Below are 20,954 nucleotides of genomic sequence, written 5' to 3'. Positions count from 1 at the left end.
CGGCGCCCTACACTTTAGCCATCACCTGCGATGGGCTGACTTGCCATTCAAACTTACCGTAGCTGCCATCGGCCGCCAGATCAACGTTGGCGATCGCAGAGGTCGCGAACATTGGCGGACACTCCCCCGGGCAAAGTTCAGCCACCAGGTAACCCACGAGCGGTAAGTGAGAGACGATAAGCACGGCGTTGATCCCCTGCTGCGCCAGCACCTGCAAATAACTGCCCACCAGGCTGGCATCCCCACCCGGCGTCAGCTCGGGCAACACTTCTTCGCTTGCCGGCAACGTTAAGGCTTCCCGTACCGTAGCCAGCGTCTGCTCTGCCCGCAGATAAGGGCTGACCAGCACGCGTTCAATATCCACAGACTTGGTGTTTAACCAGGCCGCCATCTGACGTGACTCATCACGGCCACAAACAGTAAGAGGTCTTACCGAATCGCTGGCCGCATCGAGTGCCGCCTCTCCGTGACGCATAATCAAAACTTGCATATTGCACCGCTGTTGTTGACAAAATAACGCTATACAGAAACGCCGAGCGTGCTGTATCGCCGAGTTTTACAACCCTAAAGCAAAAGCTTTGAAACGATAACGCGCCGTCTCTTTATGGCGGCCGGGCATTTTGCCTGAAAGTTCACGTAAAGAAAACGCTGTTTTTTACATCAATGGCGCCTTGATACGGATTTGACGCTCACATAACAACCAATTCAACAGGTTAAATTTTAACCTTCTTAGCATGAATTTTATTGATGGCGGCCAGTTTTTCACCGCCATCAGGCTACGTTACCCCGTCCTCATCTCCCTGTATAGAGTCCGGAATTGCCGGTATTCCAAGGAGTGATAACGATCACAATGCATCCTTGATCCTACTCTAGTACAAATCACATCACCGCGCCGCTCACGTGCCCTGCGGATAGAAGCGTTCACCCTGCTGCGCCATGCGCTGCAAGCGTTCGCAAGGTGCAAAATGTTCACCGTACTGGCGCTGCAGGTACTCCAGCGTTTTAACCACCTTATCGGCACCAAGCTGATCCATATAGCGGAAGGGCCCCCCCAGGAACGGCGGGAAACCAATACCGAAGACGGCACCAATATCACCATCACGCGCACTGCGGATAACGCCCTCATCCAAACAACGCGCCGCTTCATTGAGCATCATCATCACGCAGCGTTGGGCAATAACCGCCTGCTGCAAATGTGACTTAGGCGTAATACCCAATAAAATATACACTGACGTATCGGCACGTTTATTCCGCTGCCGTTGCTGGCCTTCACTCGGATACAGATAAAAACCACGGGCATTTTTGCGCCCTTTGCGCCCATCTTTCAGTACGGCATCAAAGGCAGCGGGTGCAGAAAAGCGAGGTCCCAACTGTTCAACCAGCACCGGGATGATTTTGGTGCCAACGTCAATGCCGACTTCATCAAGCAGCGTTATCGGACCGACCGGGAAACCAAAGTCCACTAAGGCTTTGTCCAACGCCTCAATCGGCTCCCCCTCCAGCAGACAACGTGCCGCTTCATTTATATAAGGCGCCAAAATACGGTTAACGTAGAAACCTGCGCGATCGGCAACCACAATCGCCGTCTTGCCCTGCTTGTGTGCCAACGCCACAGTGGTGGCAATGGTTTCTTCGCTGGTTGTAGCGTGCGGGATAACCTCAACCAACGGCATTTTGTCCACCGGGCTGAAATAGTGCAGCCCAATCACCTGCTCTGGACGCTGTGCCTTGGCAGCGATCTGGCCAATAGGCAGCGATGACGTATTGGAGGCAAAAATGGTGTGAGCGGCAGCGTGCTGTTCTATTTCCGCCACCATCTGTTGCTTCAGGGCAAGATCTTCAAATACGGCTTCGATCACCACGTCCACCTGCTCAAAGCCGGTGTAATCCGTCGAACCGGAGATCAACATCATCTGTTTTTGCCGCTCTGCCGGACGCATACGCTTGTTACGTACCCGCTTGCTGAGCACATCCCAACTGTATTTCAACGCGTGGTTAATACCCGTTTCATTAACGTCTTTAATGCGTACCGGCAGGCCACCGCGCGTGGCTGTGACGCAGGCAATGCCTCCCCCCATCAAACCACCGCCTAAAATGCCAATCCGGTGAAGGGCATGAGGTTGCGCATTGGCACCCCGCTCTTTCTTCAATGCCGTGGATGCAAAGAACAAACTGCGTAACGCTGCCGATTGCGGCGTCATGGCTAACTCACCAAAGGCCCGGGCCTCGGCCTCATAACCGCTGGCGCTGCCGTGATCCAGACCGGTGCGCACCACCTGAATGATCCGTTCCGCCGCCGGATAATTGCCGTGGGTTTTCGCCAATGTTTTTTTACGCACGATGCTGAACAGCAAACTCTTGCCCAGCGGGCCATTGAGCAGCCGTTCCTGCCAGGGTAAATCGCGTTTGGTTCGCCAACCCAGCTTCGCCAGTTCAATCGCGGTCTGCAACAAAATGGATTGGGGTACGGCATCGTCAACCAGCCCCATGCGCAGCGCCTGACGCGCCCGAATATGCTTGCCGGTCAAGATCATATCCAGCGCCTTACTGGCGCCGATCAGACGTGGCAAGCGCTGAGTGCCGCCCGACCCCGGCAGTAACCCCAGCTGCACTTCCGGCAGGCCAAGTGCCGTTTTATCGTCCAATGAACAAACGCGGCTGTGGCAAGCCAACGCCAGCTCGAGTCCACCACCGAGGCAAGCACCATGAATGGCCGCCACGACCGGGACCTGGAACGCAGCAATCTGCGCCAGTGTGCTTTGTCCTTTTTTTGCCAACGCCTCTGCTTCTTTGGCCGTTGTACAAGCGGCAATCATGGTGATGTCCGCACCGGCAATAAACGAATCAGGTTTGCCTGAAATGATCACCAGCCCTTCCAGGGCCGGATGTTGCTGTGCACGAATCAGAACATCATTGACCTGATCAATAAACTCCGCCTTCAGCGTATTCACCCGCTCGTCTGGGACATCGATAGTAATCACACCAATGTTGTCTGGACGTAACGTCAGCTGAAAGGCCGAGGGTTTGGCGCGCTGTTCGTGCAATGCGTTTTCAAAACTCATTATTCCACCTCTACGATCATTGCTGCCCCTAACCCCCCAGCCGCGCAGGCCGTGGTCAACCCCAGCCCGCCACCGCGGCGCTTCAGCTCGTGCAGCGTTTGGGTGATCATGCGCGCGCCGGTAGCGGCAAACGGGTGGCCGTAGGCTATCGAGCCACCCAATACGTTAAACTTGTCCATATCCACTTCACCAATCGCCCGGCTGCGCCCCAGTTTTTTCTGGGCAAACTCGTCACTGGCAAACATTTTCAGGTTCGCCAATGTCTGCGCAGCAAACGCTTCGTGCATGTCGATGAGTTGCAGATCGGCCAAGCCGATGCCAGCGCGATCCAACGCCAGCGGCGTGGCGTAGGACGGCCCAAGCAGCATGTCTTCCCATACGTCGATAGCGGCAAAAGCAAAACTGCGTAGATAGCCCAAGGGTTGCAGGCCCAGCTCTTTTGCACGCGACTCGCTCATCATCAACACGGCGGCTGCACCGTCAGTCAACGGCGTGCTGTTCGCGGCAGTGACGCTGCCATGCTTACGGTCAAAGGCCGGTTTTAGTTTCGCGTAGGAAGCCAGGCTGGAGTCTTTACGGACGTTATTGTCTTCAGCAATCTGTGTGCGATACGGCGGTACGTAGGCGGTCATCACTTCATCATGCAACAGCCCTTGCTCCCAGGCTTTGGCCGCCAATTGGTGAGAACGGTGCGCCAGCGCGTCCTGCTCTTCCCGGGTGATACCGTGGCTTTTCGCCATTTGCTCGGCAGTATCGCCCATGCGCAAGCCGGTTGAGTATTCAGCCACTGCCGGCGGTACTGGCATCAGATCGCGGAATTTCAATCGGCTGAACAACTTGAGACGCTGTGACAGGGTGCGTGCTTTGTTGACGTCCACCAGCGTACGCGCCAGCGCTTTGCTGACGCCAATAGGCAATACCGAAGAGGAATCAGCGCCGCCGGCAATACCAATACTGATACTGCCCGCCATAATGCTTTCCGCTACGTTGGCAATCGCCTGGAAACTGGTGGCGCACGCGCGCGACACGCTGTACGCATCGGTATGCACACTCATGCCGGTGCCCAACACGATTTCACGCGCAATGTTCGGCGCTTCTGGCATTTGTACGACCTGGCCGAACACCAATTGTTCGATCAGGGCCGGATCAATCCCGCTGCGGGCCAACAGTTCGCTCACCGCCGTTTTACCCAAATCTACCGCAGGAATACCGTGATAAGCGGTTGCCTGCTTGGCAAAGGGGGTACGCAGTCCATTTACAATAGCAATACGGTCACCGTGACGGGTCACCAACGGCAGTGCCTTACTCATAAACGCTCCTGAAGAAAATAACGTCAGCGCAACGGCCAAAAAAAGAGGTCTGACCTGATGAGGTCATTGTTAACCAAATGTTTACATTTGGCAAACCGTCAGAAGTGAAAACTGAGAGCAGGAGCAACTTTCTACAGAGGGATAAAGGGAAAGGCAGCGGTGCGGGTTTGCCCCACACCGTTTTACAGCAGTGATTAACGCAGGCCGAGCTGGAAAATCAGGGTTTCAGCCTGGCAGGCAAAGGTGAAATCCGCCGCCAGTTCCACGCCACCGTCAACCGGTTTAATGCTACTGCTGATGTCACAAGGATCAGATTCCACGTTGCGGGCTTTTTCGGTCAACACGGCCAGCATTTTCTCCGCATCCTGCTGATTAGCAAATACCTGGCTGTAGGAAGCGGTGCAATCCGTATTGTCCATCACGGTACCCACATCGACACAGCAACAGGCGGCCGTTTCCTGGGCACTACATTTATTCAGCGAATTTGACATGGTTGATTCTCCTCAGGGACCGCCATCACGCGAGTCCAAATTGCCATTTAGCGAATGGCGCAAAGATACAAGATTCTGCGCTTATTTTACTCTGCGGCGAAACCGATCACTAGCACTTACTTTTTATGGGTGTTTTAAGTGATGGAAATCACAAACGAAAATCGTTGTCTGCTAAGGAATGGTAAGAATTTTGTTATGTAGGGGTGGTTTTTTGTTAGCCAGATCTCTCTTTTGATATCAATTTGGAAATATTTAAAAAACAATGTTGCAACATTCTCACAGGTCGGACCTATAATTCAGCCACTGGTCTGATTTGTCTGAATGAGATCGGACCCTACAATCGCGCGCTTCCTTGTTACTTTATGTAACATGTTTAAATAATAAACACATAAAATGAGGTTTTGGTCATGAGCCAGAAAAACCTATTTACTAAATCAGCTCTCGCAGCTGCAGTGGCAATTATTTCTTCAAACGTGTCTGCCGCCGGATTCCAGCTGAATGAGTTCTCAGCAGCTGGTTTAGGACGTGCGTATTCTGGCGAAGGCGCCATGGCAGATACAGCGGCTTCTGCCAGCCGCAACCCGGCCCTCCTGATGATGTATACCCGCCCAGAGCTGTCTATCGGTGCGGTGTTTATCGATCCGGACGTAGACATTTCAGGCAAGTCACCTTCTGGTGCCAGCCTGGATGCAAAAAACATTGCCCCAACAGCCTGGGTGCCAAACCTGCACTACGTTCAGCCGATTAACGATCAATTTGCCGTGGGCGGCTCGGTAACGAGCAACTATGGCTTGGCTACCGAATTTAACGACGGTTACACCGCAGGTGCTTACGGCGGTAAAACCGACCTGACCACCGTGAACCTGAACCTGAGCGGTGCTTATCGCCTCAATCAACACTTCAGCTTCGGCCTGGGCTTCGATGCCGTTTATGCCAAAGCCAAACTCGAGCGTTATGCTGGCGAACTGCCGAAACTGATCGCAGCACAAGGCATGCAGAGTGGACAACTGACGCCGCAGCAGGCACAGCAGATTGGCGGCATCCCGGCAGACACCCAGCTTTCTCATCTGAAAGGTGACAAATGGGGCTTTGGCTGGAACGCCGGTATCCTGTACGAAGTGGATGAAAACAACCGTTACGGTTTCACCTACCGTTCTGAAGTAAAAATTAAGTTCGACGGTGATTACAAAAGCAGCCTACCGTCGGCTTATAACCCACTGCTCGGTCCTGCTGGACTGCCTTACGGCACCAATGGCAGCACCATCCCAGGCTCTTTGGACCTGAACCTGCCGGAAATGTGGGAAATCTCAGGTTATAACAAAGTTGCACCTCAGTGGGCGGTCCACTACAGCATGGCTTACACCAGCTGGAGCCAGTTCCAGGAGCTGAAGGCTACCGGCAACGGCGGTCAGACCCTGTTTGAGAAACATGAAGGCTTCAGAGACTCTTACCGTATTGCCTTGGGTACCAGCTACTTCTACGACGACAACTGGACCTTCCGTACCGGTATCGCCTTCGATGACAGCCCGGTGCCCGCGCAAAACCGTTCTATCTCAATTCCGGATCAGGATCGTCTGTGGCTGAGCGCAGGTACCACCTACGCGTTCAACAAAGACGCCTCGGTTGACGTCGGCATTTCCTACATGCACGGCCAGAAAGTGACCATCAAAGAAGGCCCATACACCTTCGACTCCGTGGGCAAGGCCTGGTTGTACGGTGCTAACTTCAACTATCGCTTCTAATACTGTCGATACAGAAGCCAAAAGCGCCCTTCGGGGCGCTTTTTTATTGCCTGTTATCCTCGCGTATAAAAAAACCCGCCAGGGGCGGGTTCTTACATTCCATTCGCTAACCGAGGTTATTGCGAGTCTATCTCGTCCAGGTCGCCCTGAATCGCTTGAGCATTCGGGTTGATTTCCGGTTTCAATGACCCACCGTTCGCCAAGAAGTCGTTCCGCTGGAAATAAGCTTCACGCACCATCAAGTACGGATCAGAAGAGTTGCGCAGCAGACCATCTGAATCCAACAGCTCGGCGCGGGTTTCAATCCCTTCGATGACCCATTTTCCTGCTGACATCCAGAAGGTCAGGTAGCTCAGCACGGGATAAACCGTATCCGCCCAGTCGCCCCCCTCTTCACGCAAGGTGAAACTGCCGTAGCCCGGTAACATCACATAAGGGCCATAGCCAACACCATAGTGCCCTAAGGTGCTGCCGAAACGGTTCGGCTCTTCGCGCGCCAGTTTCGGGTTAGCCATTCCTGCAACGTCGATCAAACCGCCCATCCCCAAAAGGGTGTTGAGGAAGAAACGGTTAAAGTGGATCATCCCCTTGTAGGGATCGCCTTTCAGGAAGGAGTTTACCATGCTGGCCGGCTCTTCCAGGTTGGACGTGAAATTGCTGATGCCATTACGCGCAGGCATCGGCAAATAGTTGCGCCATGCCACTGCGACAGGACGCAGAACGTACGGATCCAGGACGTTATAGTTAAAGTTGAACATCGTCCGGTTAAATCCTTCCAGAGGATCGGATCGCCCTTGTGGTTCATCTTGTGGCGTGCTGGCACAGCCCACCAATAATACCGTTGTGAAAGCCAGCCCAGTCAGGCGAAAGTTCATATTCTTCTCCATGAAAACGCGTTCGGTCTTTTTATTCAGGGGACCTGCTTGTTTATCTGAACGTCAATCTGCTCTTTACCGCTGAAATTCTGCAGCGCGCTTTCACCGAACCAGTCACCCGCCTGCGGCGTGGCCAGACCATCCTGAGAAATTCGTACCCGCACCTTGACCTGATGCTGGGCCGAAAGCAGCCGTTCAGGCATCATGGCGTTACTGTCATCCAACGAAAACGACAGGGGGAAGCGGCTTAAAGGCAGTTGTTTTACTGCAACCGGCACCGGATTGGTACCATCGGTCACCGAGATTACCAGCGTACCCTGCTGCGGCAAAGCGTTAGTCGCCTGCGGCGATAACGTCACGTTAACAGCAAGTTTAACAGTTTCTCCGCCCGCCTGGGTTTTTGCTTGTTCAATGCTGCGCTTTATCACTTCAGCACGTTGATCGTTAGCCGGCAGCAGCTTCAACATCACCTGCCAGGCACCGATCGCCTGTTTGAAATCCCCTTGCTCGAAGGCGTTAAACGCCAACAGGCTCAGCACCCGCAAATTGGTATGATCTTCGGCGATCATCTTGCGCAGCATCTGTGTGGCTTGCTTGTTATCCTCTGGATCATTGGATCGCGTCAAGACTTCTGCGTAACCGAGACGCACTTCCAGACTATTCGGATCCAGTTGATAAGCATGCGCAAATGCTTGAGTCGCCGTGGTCGCATTATTCAGCGCCATGCCGACACGCCCCAACATCATCCAGTCATTGATAATGCGATCGTCCTGCTGCAACGCAGTGCGTAGGCCCAATCCAAGACGGGCGATCTCTTCCATACTTAGCGGCTGGGCGCGTTCATTGGCAACGCGCGCGCGCAGTTCTGGCATTTGGGCTTCCACCTGTTGCCAGTCCAGCACCTGCGCCAATCCGCCGGTTTTCAGATAAAAACCCACAGTGACCACAACCAGCAGCACAACACCCGGCACCAAAGCCCAACGGTTGATCGGCCTGGCCTGCTTTTCTTGCTGGCCAGGTATGTCGTTCAGCAGGTTTTGCTGCAACTCCTTCACCAACTCCGGGCGCTCTGCAACCACGCCCTGCTCTTCGTCCTGCTCAAGCTCGTGCAGGCGATCCTGGTAAAATGCCTTGTTCAACGCATCCCGGCTCGCGGCCGTGTTTTTGCCGCTGTGGCGCATTGCCGGCACCACCAGCAACGCCGCAGCGCCAACCAGCAACACAATAATAATCAGCCAAAAAGCCATTAGGGTTTCTTCCTGTCAGTCTCTTTCAGCAGCGCCGCCAGACGCTGTTGCTCTTGCTCGGAGAATTCATCGCTCGCATTAGCGGTACCGGCACGGCGATGGCGAGTGCGCAGTATCACCACCGCCCCGCCAATCAGTACGAACAGCAACGGGCCAACCCACAAGATCAACGTCGCCGGGGTCACCGGGGGCTCGTAGGTAACAAAATTGCCGTAGCGCGCGACCATGTAATCGATGATCTGCTGCTTATTCTGTCCCTGCATCATCAATTCGTACACTTTGGTACGCATGTCTGCCGCGATGATGGCGTTAGAGTCGGCAATGCTGTTGTTCTGGCATTTCGGGCAGCGCAGTTGTTCTGTCAGTTCACGGTATTGCTGTTCCTGCTCCACCGATGTGAACTGATAGGTATCGATAGCCGCTGCTGCGCTCCAGCTCAGCAATGCGGCAAATACCAAGACAATCAGCTTCATGCCTCACCCCCGTACTTTCTGTACAGTGGTAATACTTCCTGCTGCCACACGCGTTCGTTCATATCCCCAGCGTGGCGATAGCGAATAATGCCTTGTCCGTCGATCAAGAACGTTTCCGGTGCACCGTACACCCCCAAATCCAGCCCCAGCATGCCATCGCCGTCATACAGGCTCAGCGCGTAAGGGTTGCCCAGCGAGTTCAACCAAGTGACTGCTTTGCTACGATCATCTTTGTAGTTCAATCCCACTACGCGGATGCCACGCGTGGCCAAGGTATTGAGATATTGGTGCTCGGCGCGGCAGGTTGGGCACCAGGTCGCCCAGACGTTTAGCAACATCGGTTTACCGTTGCGCAGCACGGCCTGATCGTAGGTCTTACCGGGTTGATCGAGGGATTCCAGCTTGAAGGCCGGTACAGGTTTGCCGATCAACGCCGATTCCAGCATCGTCGGGTCTTCACCACCGGCGTTACGCGTCAACTGCACCATAAATGCCGCCACTAACAGCAAGAACAGGATTAACGGAATAAACAGGAGTTTACGGTTCATGCCTGCTCCTCCAGTTTGCCTTCACGCTTGAGTTTCTTGCTCATACGATAGCGTGGATCGAGTATGCACAGGATGCCGCCCAGCGCCATAAACACCCCACCGAACCAGATCCAGCGTACGAAAGGTTTGTAGTACAACCGCACGGCCCAAGAGCCGTCGTCCAGCTCCTCACCCAATGCCGCATACAGATCGCGGCTAAAACCGCCGTCAATCGCCGCTTCGGTCATCATGCTGCGTGCCACACTGTAATAGCGCTTTTCTGCGTGCAGAGTCGCTTCCGGCTTGCCGTTTCGGGTGACATCGATGATGCCAACACCACCGCTGTAGTTCGGTCCGCGAATATCATGCACGTCACGGAATACAAAGTGATAGTTATGGATGTCTACGCTGTCGCCGGCCTTCATGCGCACATCGCGTTCCACACTGTAGTTCTGGCTAAATGCGATGCCGATCACCGTCACCGCGACACCAAGGTGGCCTAACACCATACCCCAGTGGCTACGGGAAAGATGGCGCAGGCCGCGCCAGAACCCGTGACGATGCGTCGCACGTTCGTGCAACTCCATCAGCGTCAGGATAATCACCCAAACCGCCATGATCAGCCCTACCACCGTCATCCCGGCAATGCTGTCTTGCAACAACCACGGCAACAGAATGGACAGCACCAGCGTAATCACCAGCGCTACGCTTAGACGGCGCCACAGCTTGGTCGGCTCATCACGGCGCCAGCGCACCAAAGGCCCGATGCCCATTAACAGCGCCATCGGCGCCATTAGCCAGGTGAACATGGTATTAAAGAAGGGCTCGCCAATTGAGATGCTACCCAGCCCCAACTGTTTGTGCACCAGCGGTAACAACGTACCCAACAGCACCACCAGCATGGCGGCGATCAACAGCACATTGTTACCTAACAGGAAGGTTTCACGCGAGAAGGTTTCGTGCTGCACCCGGCTACGCACTTGCCCGCCCTTGACCGCATACAGCAGTAAAGAACCACCGATTACGATGACCAGATAGGCGAGGATAAACATGCCACGCGCCGGATCGGACGCAAAGGAGTGCACCGAAACCAACACGCCTGAACGCACCAGGAAGGTCCCCAGCAGGCACAGTGAGAAAGCGGTAATGGCCAGCAATACCGTCCAGGCCTTGAAGGTACCGCGCTTCTCAGTCACTGCCAGTGAATGCATGAGCGCCGTACCGGCCAACCACGGCATAAATGACGCGTTTTCGACCGGATCCCAGAACCACCAGCCCCCCCAGCCCAGTTCGTAGTACGCCCAGGCAGAACCCAGCACGATTCCCATGGTGAGGAACACCCAGGCCGCCGTAGTCCAGGGGCGTGACCAGCGTGCCCAGGCGGTATCGAGCCGGCCGGCCATCAATGAAGCGATGGCAAACGCGAACGCCACCGAGAAACCGACATACCCCATGTACAACAACGGGGGATGGAAAATCAGACCGATATCCTGCAGCAGCGGATTGAGATCGCTGCCGTCGATCGGGAAGTTCGGCAGTGTGCGGGTGAACGGATTGGACGTCATGATGATAAACAACAGGAAACCTGCGGTAATCATACCCATCACAGACAACACGCGCGCCACGGCATCCTGTGGCATCGAACGGCTGCACAATGCCACGGCCAGCGACCAGCAGCTCAGCAACAGCACCCACAGTAACAGCGACCCCTCATGGGCGCCCCAGGTAGCGGCAATGCGGTAATACACCGGCAATTGGGTGTTAGAGTTGGCGGCCACATAGGCCACGGTAAAGTCATTGACGACAAAAGCATATACCAGGCAGATGAAAGCCATCGCAATGGCGGCAAACATACCGTAGGTCAACGGGCGGGCGACCGCCATCATGCGACGGTCCTGACGCGCAGCGCCCCATTGTGGGTAAATACTCAGCAGGAGCGAGATCGCTAATGCCAGGCACAGCAGAAAACTTCCCGTTTCCGGCATCATGATTTAGCGCCCTCATTCTGCGGAGCCGCATAGGTCGACGCCGGTCCTTTATGGTTTTCTTTCATTGCGTCAGCCACTTCCGGCGGTGTGTATTTTTCATCATGTTTCGCCAGCACTTCACGGGCATTGACCACGTTGCCTTCACCCAGCACACCTTGTGCCACTACACCCTGCCCTTCGCGGAACAGGTCCGGCAGGATGCCGGTGTAGGTGACATCAATCGCGCCACGTGCATCGTAGACTTTGAAGCTGACCTGTAATGTTTTCTGATCGCGCTTCACCGATCCTGGCATCACCATGCCACCGATACGCAGGCGTTGCCCCACTTCCGGTTTTTCATGATTTTCGCCCTTGCCCAGCAGAATTTCACTCGGGGTATAAAACAGATCGATGTTGGAACGCAGCGCATACAGCATCAGGGTTGCAGTAAGCGCGACGCCGATCAGCACTACAATCGCCAGGTACAGGCGACTTTTACGACGTGGATTCACAATGATTTCTCCCGCGAGTTAGCGGATTTTTGTTTCGACTGCTGCGACTGACGAATCCGTCGTTCGCGCGCCTGACGACGGCCAATCTCACCCAGCAATTGCCGGCGCTGCCAGAAGGTGTGGACGACCAGGCCCAACAACGAGAGCAGCGTAATAGACACCGCCAGCCAGACGTAAAAGGCATACCCCCCCATAGCGAAGAACGCCTGCCAGCTCGAAAATGCGGCATTCATGATTGGCGCTCCTTATTGACCAGGCTGGCAACCCACGGGCGCTGACGTTCCTGAGACAGGATCAGATTACGCAAACGCATCAGTGTGAGGGTGATAAAGAAAAGCAGGTAACCGAGGATTGCCCAGCGCAGCGGGGTTCGCATGCTTGGCGCTATACTCTGTTGCATATTAGTCGAACCCTGATGAAGCGTATTCCACCATTCGACTGAGAAATGAATAATCGGGATATTCACCACCCCGACCAGCACCAAAATGCCCGCGGCGCGGCCTGCCAGACGCCGGTCTTCGAAGGCGTTGTACAGCGCAATAATGCCGATATAAAGGAACAGCAGCACCAACTCGGACGTCAGACGCGCATCCCACACCCACCAGGTCCCCCACATCGGCTTACCCCAGGCAGAGCCGGTGACCAGGGCAATAAAAGTAAATACCGCCCCCACGGGTGCCATCGCAGCGACAACGGTATCCGACATTTTCATCTGCCACACCAGACCGATAAAGGCGGCAACGGCCATCGAACCGTAGATCCCCATCGACCACATGGCAGCCGGCACATGGATATACATGATGCGGAAGCTATCACCCTGCTGATAGTCCTTCGGGGCGAAGCCAAAGCCCCATACCCAACCCAGCAGCAGACAGGCTGCACCGGCTAGCCCCAGCCAGGGGATAAAACGTCCACAGACGTGATACAGCCGTTCAGGCTGGGCAAATTGATGTAACCATTTCCACATTGTCGTCATTGCTCACGGTAAATTTATACGGTGGCCGCCCCGTCTACCGAGGCGACGAAAATTACTTGTGCGGTGGAACACGCTCTTTGTGGCGTTAACCCGCTTTTCAATAAGTTAGCTAGTGCACGCTCACTCGCAGCGCTGCTGCGGTGGCAAAAGGCGCCAGCGTGATGCTGCCCGCCAACATCGCCCCCAGAATTGCCAGGTAACCGTCTATTGGCATGCCCATAGAGGCGGCGTCGATGGCGGCGGTGGAAAATATCAGCACCGGTATATACAGTGGCAATACCAGCAGACTCAGCAGCACGCCACCTTTGCGTAACCCAACGGTCAACGCCACACCGATAGCACCAATCAAGCTGAGCGTCGGCGTACCCAGAAACAGCGTCAACGCAACCGCCTGCCAGGTATTTATGTTCAACGACAGCAACAAGGCCACCAGCGGCGACAGGATTAATAAGGGCAAGCCGGTGACGACCCAGTGAGCACACACTTTGCCTAACACCGTCATTGGCAGCGGCGTCGGCAACAGCAGCAGTTGCTCTAGCGAACCATCAAGAAAGTCATCGCGGAACAAGCGCTCCAACGACAACAACGCCGCCAACAACGCTGCGACCCAAATTATCCCCGGCGAAATGCGCGCCAGCAGCTGTGGTTCTGGCCCAATGCCTAACGGAAACAGCGTGATAACGATCAGGAAGAACCACAGTGGATTGACGATTTCCGACCCTTTGCGAAAGGCAATCTTCAGCTCACGGCGCAATACAGTCAGAAACATCAAAAGTTCTCCACGCGGTTTTCCGTCAGGCTGATTTTCCTTACAGCCTGTGTCGCGCCAGCCAAATCCTGATGCGTAGTCAACAATACCATGCCGCCCTGCTGCGCATGTTGCTCAAAAAGGCTAATCAATTCAGCCACGCCTTGCTTATCGATTGCCGTTAGTGGCTCATCCAGGATCCAAAGTGGGCTGTCGCTGAGCCACAGGCGAGCCAACGCAACCCGGCGCTGCTGCCCAGCGGAAAGCTGCGCCACCGGTAAATCTTCATAGCCCACCAACCCCACTTGTTCCAACGCCTGCCAAATCGCCTGGCGATCGGGTGACGTGCGCACTGCCTGGTAAAACTGCAGGTTCTCAAAAGGGGTCAACATGGTTTTAATCCCCGGCTGATGGCCGAGAAACAGTAAATCCTGATGGTAGCGTTCGCGCTGGCGTAACGTATTTTGTCCGTGCCAGCAGACCTCTCCGCTATCTGGCCGAGCCAAACCGGCCAAAATGCGTAACAGGCTGGTCTTACCCGCACCGTTTGGCCCTTCAACCTGAATAATATCGCCCGGCGTTACCCTAAAGCTTAACGCGCTAAACAGGGTGCGCTCATCTCGGACGCAACTCAGATTTTTAGCTTCCAGCATCGGGAGAACTCATATTTTTCTTTGGGATAGCGATCATAGCATAAGCCATCTGCAGCACGTACCCCGCGACAGGCCGCTCAGCTACTCCAATAGGGGTAATATTGCGTACCAGATCAAGAATGCGTAGAAAAAAACGGCGGCGTTAAAGTCTTGTTACTTTTTTCTGCCATTTGCAGCATAGCTTTCGCGGGAGCGCTGGGCCAACTACGCTTAATGCGTGGCCTTGGCAGCATCAATGGAGAGAGCAGATAATGAGCGACCAACACCCTCACCCGCAGGCAGATACGGATAATGACGTGCAAGTCGAAAGCAAGGAGCATGAGCAGGGCAAGAGCGAAATCGAGATAAAAGAAGAGAATTTACCTTCACGCGCGGCGGCAGTACATGAGCAGATCCGCATGGAAGGTGAGAAAGAGCTGGAACGCGACGGCTGGGCGTTACTGTGGTCAGCGGTGGCTGCCGGACTGTCGATGGGCGCCTCGTTGATGGCGAAAGGCATTTTTCACGCCCGCTTGCCGGACGACCCCAGCCGCTTCTTTATCGAAAATATTGGCTACACCTTTGGCTTTATCATCGTGATCATGGCGCGTCAGCAGTTGTTTACCGAGAATACCGTGACCGCCGTACTGCCGATCATGCATAAACCGACACCGAGAAATATCATCATCCTGCTTCGCCTGTGGGGTGTCGTGTTGCTGGGTAACCTGATTGGCACCGGGCTGGCGTCGCTGGCATTTATCCATATGCCGATTTTTGATGAAAATACCCGGAACGCCTTCGTTAGCCTGTCTGAAGAGGTCATGCAAAACTCACCGTCGGAAATGTTCGCTAACGGCATTCTGGCCGGTTGGATCATTGCAACCATGGTGTGGATGTTTCCGTCCGCTGGCGCAGCCAAGATTTGGGTGATCGTACTCATGACCTACCTGGTGGCGATTTGCGATCTCACCCATATCGTGGTTGGATCGGTAGAGATCCTTTATCTGGTGTTTAGCGGCATCATTCCGTGGCACGATTTCATCTACCCGTTCGCTATCCCTACGCTAGCAGGCAACATTATTGGCGGCACCTTTATCTTTGCGTTAATCAGCCATGCGCAGATCCGCAACGACATGAGTGACAAAAACAAGGCTGAGCGGCTAAAGGCAGAAAAACAAACTGACAAGGCAAGAAAACCGTGATCGCGATCAGCGCAGCAGGCAAAATTCAACGCATATTGGCGATGTAATGAGCAAACGCACCGCTAAGCGCTTATTCTGCGGGTAAAAAAAGGTATACTGCCCCGGCAGCCTCAGGTTGCCAGCCCGCAGCGTCCCCGTAGTTAAACGGATATAACAAGCCCCTCCTAAGGGCTAGTTACTGGTTCGATTCCAGTCGGGGACACCATTCCGATGCCGATCAAAATCTACTTTACTCAAAAAACAATGAGTTAACCAACTCACTTTGTCTTCTATACTCTACCGAATTCTACCCACAGCCACGCTTAATTGTCGGTACAAAAGTTGGTATGGCAGGTTCGAGTTACGCCACACAGCCATAAGTCACGTTAAATGGAAAACTCAGCGTGTTTCATTAGAAAACACGCTGAGAGAGAAAATCAGCGATATACCGGGTTACTCATAACGGAATAACGGCCACTGCCGTACAGCGCAATCACAACGGCTGCCATGAAGTAATACACGATATCTTCAATCGCCCACGCGCCGACCGGTGACAGCGCGAAAGTTTGGTGGATACCGACCATCAACCACGCAACAACCATAGTGGCTGCGGCTGACAGCGCTGCAAGACGGGTGAAAATGCCCAGCATAATCATGATCGGGGCAATGACTTCCCCAATGATCACACCATACGCCACGAACGCCGGGACTCCATAGCCTGCCAGCATGCCTTCAATCCCGGCGAGGCCATCGTGCACCTTGTGCCAGCCATGGAAAATCAGCAGACCGTAGGTGATTCTCAGCAGTAAAATGGCCAGATCAGGTTTGTTCAGCGCAGTGGTAAAGCGGATATAAAGTTGCCTCATCATTATCACTCCCGAAGACGTTTTCTTGTTTCTATAAAGTAATTTCTAATCGCTAAACGAGTGGAGAATTATTCTCATTTGGGTTGATCTGGGTTAAGTTTTGTCCAGTTAATCCAGTGGCATAAAGGGATTTGAGGGGCATTGAAACGAAAACATTGCATTGCAGCATTCTACAGCGGCACCCGCCACAGTCATTTCAGTGGCATTGGTCCTGAAGCCTTCGAAAAGGCCTCTCCAGGGTTACCAGAATAATGCATGACCCGGTTTCAGAATCTGGCACAGTGTCGACTATTACAGGTATAATCCCAGACACGATTTAATCGATTTTAGAAACGAACATGACAAAACTCACATTACAAGAGCAGATGCTTAAAGCTGGACTCGTCAGCAGTAAAAAGCTGGAGAAAGTGCAAAGAACGGCTAAAAAATCGCGAGTTCAGGCTCGTGAGGCAAGAGAGGCGGTGGAGGTCAATAAAAAGGCCCAGGTTGAACGCGATAAAGAGTTGAGTGAGCAACAAAAACAAGCGGCCTTATCGAAAGAGTATAAAGCGCAGATTAAACAACTCATTGAAATGAACAGAATCGTTATTTCAATGGGTGATATTAGCTATAACTTCACAGATAATAATCTGATCAAAAATATCTCTGTAGATAAGGCGACTCAAACCCAATTGATCAATGGTCGCCTCGCCATTGCCCGCCTGATTACTGACAATAACAGTGAGGGTGAGTATGCGATTATACCTGCGGTCGTAGCCAATAAAATCGCACAACGGGATGCGAGCTACATTGTATTAAGCGCTGAACTCACTCAGGAAGCGCAAGACGAGGAAGATCCTTACGCTGATTTTGTTGTCCCTGATGATTTGATGTGGTAACCAAGCTCCTTAGGGCAATGGACTGTCATCCTTGCCCGCCCCCTTCCGTACCGTTGAATTTTCTGCATAAAAAACACGTCATAAAAAATATTACCCCCACATGCCAGCGTGGCTAAAAAACACGTCAATTCGTATTTTAGTTACCTTCATTAAAATGTTACCATTATTACATCACGTGAATGGAGTAATAACATGTTCCCCAACAAGAAGCATTCAAAAAGAGCAAGTCCACTGACGAGCTATCAATTTTCTCGCTTGCATACTTTTGAATGTGTTGCCCGCCACTTATCCTTTTCATTGGCGGCAGAGGAACTTTCAATTACCCCCAGCGCTGTAAGTCATAGAATTAACCTGTTAGAAAAAGAACTGGGTTTTCTTTTATTTCAACGATTTCATCGCAGAATTACGCTAACACCTGAAGGCGAGCGTATGCAGTGGTCGTTAAGCCATTCCTTCGACGCCCTAACCCAAGAAATTCTTGATATTAGAAACCGTGAATTGACGGGCACCTTGACCATTTACTCGCATCCTTCGATTGTACAATGTTTACTGATACCCAGAATCAGCGATTTTACTGCTCAGTATCCCACCATTCATTTAAACATTCTCACGGGCCAAGAAAATATCAATCTGGCCAATCGAGGCGTTGATTTAGCGCTGTATTTCGGTCGCCTGCCATCGGGCAAGCAACTGGACGAAGCCTTTATGCACGAGTCTATGGTCCCAATCTGCACTGCGCAATACGCCCAAAAGCATAATCTCTACAATGCGCCTGAAAACCTGGCCGATTGCACTCTGCTGCACGACCGATACAACTCGGGTGAAGACGAGTGGCTAACCTGGTCACAACATTTTGAACTGGGGTTGGATACCGACAGCAAAAGCATGGAGTTCGATCGCTCAGATCTGGCCGTGCTGGCGGCAACGCAGCATCTTGGCGTCGCAATGGGCCGGCTTAATCTGGTGCAAGACTGGATTAAAAGCGGAGAGCTGATTATTCCGTTTACCAATATGACTCTGCCTTGCGAACATTGTTATTTTATTTCAACCACCACCGAACGCCAGTGGCCGAAGATCATCGCTTTCAAACAGTGGATGATGAAGATAGCACCTCTGGCCTGATGGCCGGAGGTATGAGCAGAGTGCGTATTACCATTTCTTTGGAACATAGGAAAAATCCAGCGCACAGCTGTACAAACGCCCTGACTTCGAATAATAAATATGCTTACGGTTGTTATCCCATGCTACAGAGTCATTATTAGTAAAGGTTATTATTTCCACCGGCATCTGATTAGGCAATCGCCCTCGCCGGGTGTTTTCCATCACAAAAAAATCACCGTTATCACTTAAGGTTATTAAAGGATAACCCCAGGCATATTTGGATATTTGCAGAGTGATAGTGAATTGGCTTTCGCAGATCATTTGGTAGCTGTGAATATCAACATCCATAATTTATATTTTTTTGGTACTATCCTTCTGTCAACATGGAAAAAAAAGAATATGACACATCCTCACCACGAATAAAAAATGGCGATATGTGAACCTGATAAACACGTAGTCTTTATTCTTTATAGACGACTATTTCCTGGTACATTTTAATCACCTCACTATCACTGTCCACGTCACCGGTATATTCCGTCTGCTGTGCCACGTGAATAACCTTCCAACCACGCTTAGCTAAGTCAGGAATAGTGAACTGACCGACTCCCCGGCAAGTAAAAGTCGTATCATCGCTCAACCTTAACTTGCCAATACTCGCATAATCATATGACTGCGAATGACAGACGTGAGACTCCGCCGCCATTAGTGGCAATGAAAAAAGCCCTATCAACAGTGCGAAATAAAATCTCATAGCGTTCTAAACGTCCCTTGTTAACTCGGTAAATTGTGTAAAATAAAACGAAAAAACCACGTATTAAACTGTCTCTGGCCGCAATGAAATTACACGGCATATGGCATTCTCTGACAAGTGAAAAATATAATGCTTTGTGTTAGCTGAGTTCATCCGAACGCTGCCCCCCTAACCGGTCGATACGTTGAAGCCCGCCATAACGCCGGTTTCTTGCACGCCCGCCCTTGCAGGTGATTAAAAACAAATCAAATAATTAGCAAGAAAAGTAACTTTTTGTGATCAAAATCGTGTTAAATATGCGCCCGCTTTTACAAAACCAAGAAAAGCGATGAAAACGCTCAGGAAATTTACTGAGCCAATCACTGATACCCGAAGGTTCAGTGAGAGTGGCAAGCATACACAGGGATATAAAATGACATACACATTGCGCGCATTAACCCAGGCCGTTGCTCTGGGACTGATCGTGGGTAGTACTTCTTTTGCTGCCCAAGCTGAAATCACTTTGCTGAAGCAGGACCCGCAGGCGGGCGATCCGCTGAGCCGTCTTAACTTTACGGTCGGTGGCAGTATCCGTCCGCAGTTCAACAATATGACCGGCGATGGCGATAAGGGCTCTTACAAGCGTAACGGGTTCGACGGAGGCACCCGCTTCCGCTTTGCCGCTGATTACTACCTGTTCGATGACATTAGCTGGATCAGCTATTACGAGCTGGGCGTGAACATTCCTGCACTCTTCAACTGGGATAATCACTATGCCGATGGTGCCAACAACACCAGCCGCCGCATGCTATATACCGGTCTGAAAAGTAAAACCTGGGGACAATTGACCTTTGGTCAGCAAAACAGCGTGTACTATGACGTAGTCGGCGCCAAAACCGATATCTGGGACTATGACATGCTGGCCCAGGCTCCGGGGAACGGCATCAACGGCGATTACGACGGTTCTTACCGCTCACGCAAAATGCTGAAGTACAAAAATACCTTCGGTGACGCGGACGTTTATGCGTCCTATCTGTTCAGCGACAACGAATATCTGCCGGGTAATGGCCTGCGCTACAAGCGTGAAGGCGGCGGTTCATTGGGTGTGGATTACCACCTGACGCCGGATCTGACCTGGGGCACCGCGTGGAACTATACCCGTGCAGAGATGCGCGATCCCGCTACCCACACCACCAAAGATTATGACCAAAACATTCTGGGTACTGCGCTGAGCTGGAAACCAGATAACTGGACACTGACCTTCGGCGGCGGTTGGTACAACAACTTCCTGACCACCAAGAAAGCCAACGTTAACGACTACTTCGCCGGTGACGCTTGGGGCATTGAGTATCTGGCCGGTTACACCCTACCTGTGGGGCAATATGCGGTGAAATCCGTGATGCCATACTTTATGGGTGACCGCCTGCAGTACGTGAGTGGCCGCGATTATCAGCGTATCGATAACGGCCTGGGCGTTACCGTACAGTTTGATTACGGCTTCCGCGTCGATGTGGAACACGTGCTGACGTCAAGCACCGACAATCTCGGTGATATGACACTGGTACGCCTGCGTTACGATTTCTAATCCCTACCGACGTAAAAAAGGCCGCTTCAGCGGCCTTTCTCATCAGTGCTC

General features: G+C 52.7%; 22 protein-coding genes and 1 tRNA gene. 6 read left to right on the top strand and 17 right to left on the bottom strand.

All coding sequences use genetic code 11. The features are described from left to right. Positions 1-7 precede the first annotated feature (7 nt). The 4 genes from sixA to ACI2J2_RS00570 form a co-directional block, all read right to left on the bottom strand. Positions 8-490, bottom strand: a complete 483-nt coding sequence (gene sixA, locus ACI2J2_RS00585) for a phosphohistidine phosphatase SixA (protein WP_209638801.1) — start codon at positions 488-490, stop codon at positions 8-10. A gap of 406 nt (positions 491-896) precedes the next feature. After that, positions 897-3,062: a fatty acid oxidation complex subunit alpha FadJ gene (gene fadJ / locus ACI2J2_RS00580; protein ID WP_404759197.1), complete on the bottom strand. Its 2,166-nt coding sequence runs from the start codon at positions 3,060-3,062 to the stop codon at positions 897-899. Continuing rightward, entirely contained in the window at positions 3,062-4,372 is a 1,311-nt protein-coding gene (fadI, locus tag ACI2J2_RS00575) for an acetyl-CoA C-acyltransferase FadI (RefSeq protein WP_209638796.1), read from the bottom strand. Before fadI ends, fadJ begins: the two co-directional genes overlap by 1 nt. 194 nt (positions 4,373-4,566) lie before the next feature. Continuing rightward, the gene (locus ACI2J2_RS00570; RefSeq protein WP_209638794.1) at positions 4,567-4,863 is read right to left on the bottom strand and encodes a YfcZ/YiiS family protein; all 297 of its coding nucleotides are present in this window, start codon (positions 4,861-4,863) and stop codon (positions 4,567-4,569) included. Between the two features lie 407 nt (positions 4,864-5,270). Between ACI2J2_RS00570 and fadL the strand changes: the two genes are divergently transcribed. After that, complete coding sequence (fadL, locus tag ACI2J2_RS00565) at positions 5,271-6,605, top strand: long-chain fatty acid transporter FadL (RefSeq protein ID WP_404759196.1); 1,335 nt, start codon at positions 5,271-5,273, stop codon at positions 6,603-6,605. Positions 6,606-6,721: 116 nt separating this feature from the next. On the opposite strand, the gene mlaA is transcribed toward fadL, so the two are convergent. The 10 genes from mlaA to ccmA form a co-directional block, all read right to left on the bottom strand. Further along, positions 6,722-7,480 (bottom strand): phospholipid-binding lipoprotein MlaA, encoded by a 759-nt coding sequence (gene mlaA / locus ACI2J2_RS00560; protein ID WP_209638790.1) that lies wholly within the window; start codon positions 7,478-7,480, stop codon positions 6,722-6,724. A 35-nt stretch (positions 7,481-7,515) separates the two neighbouring features. Beyond that, the gene (gene ccmI, locus ACI2J2_RS00555) at positions 7,516-8,727 is read right to left on the bottom strand and encodes a c-type cytochrome biogenesis protein CcmI (protein ID WP_404759195.1); all 1,212 of its coding nucleotides are present in this window, start codon (positions 8,725-8,727) and stop codon (positions 7,516-7,518) included. Continuing rightward, entirely contained in the window at positions 8,727-9,200 is a 474-nt protein-coding gene (locus ACI2J2_RS00550) for a cytochrome c-type biogenesis protein (protein WP_209638786.1), read from the bottom strand. Before ACI2J2_RS00550 ends, ccmI begins: the two co-directional genes overlap by 1 nt. Beyond that, entirely contained in the window at positions 9,197-9,748 is a 552-nt protein-coding gene (locus tag ACI2J2_RS00545; RefSeq protein WP_209638784.1) for a DsbE family thiol:disulfide interchange protein, read from the bottom strand. Before ACI2J2_RS00545 ends, ACI2J2_RS00550 begins: the two co-directional genes overlap by 4 nt. Beyond that, entirely contained in the window at positions 9,745-11,715 is a 1,971-nt protein-coding gene (locus tag ACI2J2_RS00540) for a heme lyase CcmF/NrfE family subunit (protein WP_209638782.1), read from the bottom strand. Before ACI2J2_RS00540 ends, ACI2J2_RS00545 begins: the two co-directional genes overlap by 4 nt. After that, positions 11,712-12,206, bottom strand: a complete 495-nt coding sequence (gene ccmE / locus ACI2J2_RS00535) for a cytochrome c maturation protein CcmE (protein ID WP_037423650.1) — start codon at positions 12,204-12,206, stop codon at positions 11,712-11,714. Before ccmE ends, ACI2J2_RS00540 begins: the two co-directional genes overlap by 4 nt. Next, a complete protein-coding gene (ccmD, locus tag ACI2J2_RS00530; RefSeq protein WP_265555568.1) occupies positions 12,203-12,439 on the bottom strand; it encodes a heme exporter protein CcmD in 237 nt (78 codons plus the stop codon). The genes ccmE and ccmD overlap by 4 nt, the downstream gene beginning before the upstream one ends. Then, on the bottom strand, positions 12,436-13,173 hold the full coding sequence (locus tag ACI2J2_RS00525; protein WP_265555565.1) for a heme ABC transporter permease: 738 nt from the start codon (positions 13,171-13,173) through the stop codon (positions 12,436-12,438). The genes ccmD and ACI2J2_RS00525 overlap by 4 nt, the downstream gene beginning before the upstream one ends. 118 nt (positions 13,174-13,291) lie before the next feature. Next, a complete protein-coding gene (gene ccmB / locus ACI2J2_RS00520; protein ID WP_404759194.1) occupies positions 13,292-13,951 on the bottom strand; it encodes a heme exporter protein CcmB in 660 nt (219 codons plus the stop codon). After that, on the bottom strand, positions 13,951-14,583 hold the full coding sequence (gene ccmA / locus ACI2J2_RS00515) for a cytochrome c biogenesis heme-transporting ATPase CcmA (protein ID WP_209638774.1): 633 nt from the start codon (positions 14,581-14,583) through the stop codon (positions 13,951-13,953). Before ccmA ends, ccmB begins: the two co-directional genes overlap by 1 nt. 251 nt (positions 14,584-14,834) lie before the next feature. On the opposite strand from ccmA, the gene ACI2J2_RS00510 reads away from it, so the two are divergent. Both ACI2J2_RS00510 and ACI2J2_RS00505 read left to right on the top strand, forming a co-directional pair. Next, the gene (locus ACI2J2_RS00510; protein ID WP_265555562.1) at positions 14,835-15,764 is read left to right on the top strand and encodes a formate/nitrite transporter family protein; all 930 of its coding nucleotides are present in this window, start codon (positions 14,835-14,837) and stop codon (positions 15,762-15,764) included. A 130-nt stretch (positions 15,765-15,894) separates the two neighbouring features. Then, positions 15,895-15,969 (top strand) — tRNA-Arg (locus tag ACI2J2_RS00505). Positions 15,970-16,180: 211 nt separating this feature from the next. On the opposite strand, the gene ACI2J2_RS00500 is transcribed toward ACI2J2_RS00505, so the two are convergent. After that, entirely contained in the window at positions 16,181-16,612 is a 432-nt protein-coding gene (locus ACI2J2_RS00500; RefSeq protein WP_404759193.1) for a DoxX family protein, read from the bottom strand. 335 nt (positions 16,613-16,947) lie between these two features. On the opposite strand from ACI2J2_RS00500, the gene ACI2J2_RS00495 reads away from it, so the two are divergent. Then, positions 16,948-17,487 carry a DUF2058 domain-containing protein gene (locus tag ACI2J2_RS00495; protein WP_404759192.1) on the top strand — a complete coding sequence of 180 codons (540 nt, stop codon included), beginning with the start codon at positions 16,948-16,950 and terminating at the stop codon, positions 17,485-17,487. A 192-nt stretch (positions 17,488-17,679) separates the two neighbouring features. Then, a complete protein-coding gene (gene dsdC / locus ACI2J2_RS00490; protein WP_404759191.1) occupies positions 17,680-18,609 on the top strand; it encodes a DNA-binding transcriptional regulator DsdC in 930 nt (309 codons plus the stop codon). 27 nt (positions 18,610-18,636) lie between these two features. Here dsdC and ACI2J2_RS00485 read toward each other — a convergent pair whose 3' ends face one another. Together ACI2J2_RS00485 and ACI2J2_RS00480 are read right to left on the bottom strand one after the other, a co-directional pair. Then, positions 18,637-18,936 carry a hypothetical protein gene (locus tag ACI2J2_RS00485; RefSeq protein ID WP_209638766.1) on the bottom strand — a complete coding sequence of 100 codons (300 nt, stop codon included), beginning with the start codon at positions 18,934-18,936 and terminating at the stop codon, positions 18,637-18,639. Between the two features lie 112 nt (positions 18,937-19,048). Then, positions 19,049-19,339: a hypothetical protein gene (locus ACI2J2_RS00480; RefSeq protein WP_314591854.1), complete on the bottom strand. Its 291-nt coding sequence runs from the start codon at positions 19,337-19,339 to the stop codon at positions 19,049-19,051. A gap of 412 nt (positions 19,340-19,751) precedes the next feature. On the opposite strand from ACI2J2_RS00480, the gene ACI2J2_RS00475 reads away from it, so the two are divergent. Beyond that, complete coding sequence (locus ACI2J2_RS00475) at positions 19,752-20,903, top strand: porin (RefSeq protein WP_209638764.1); 1,152 nt, start codon at positions 19,752-19,754, stop codon at positions 20,901-20,903. The last annotated feature ends 51 nt before the right edge of the window (positions 20,904-20,954 follow it).

Origin of the sequence: Serratia sp. NPDC087055, assembly GCF_044900985.1 — a bacterium.
GTDB lineage: Bacteria > Pseudomonadota > Gammaproteobacteria > Enterobacterales > Enterobacteriaceae > Serratia.
This window is presented reverse-complemented; position numbering and strand designations above follow the sequence as displayed.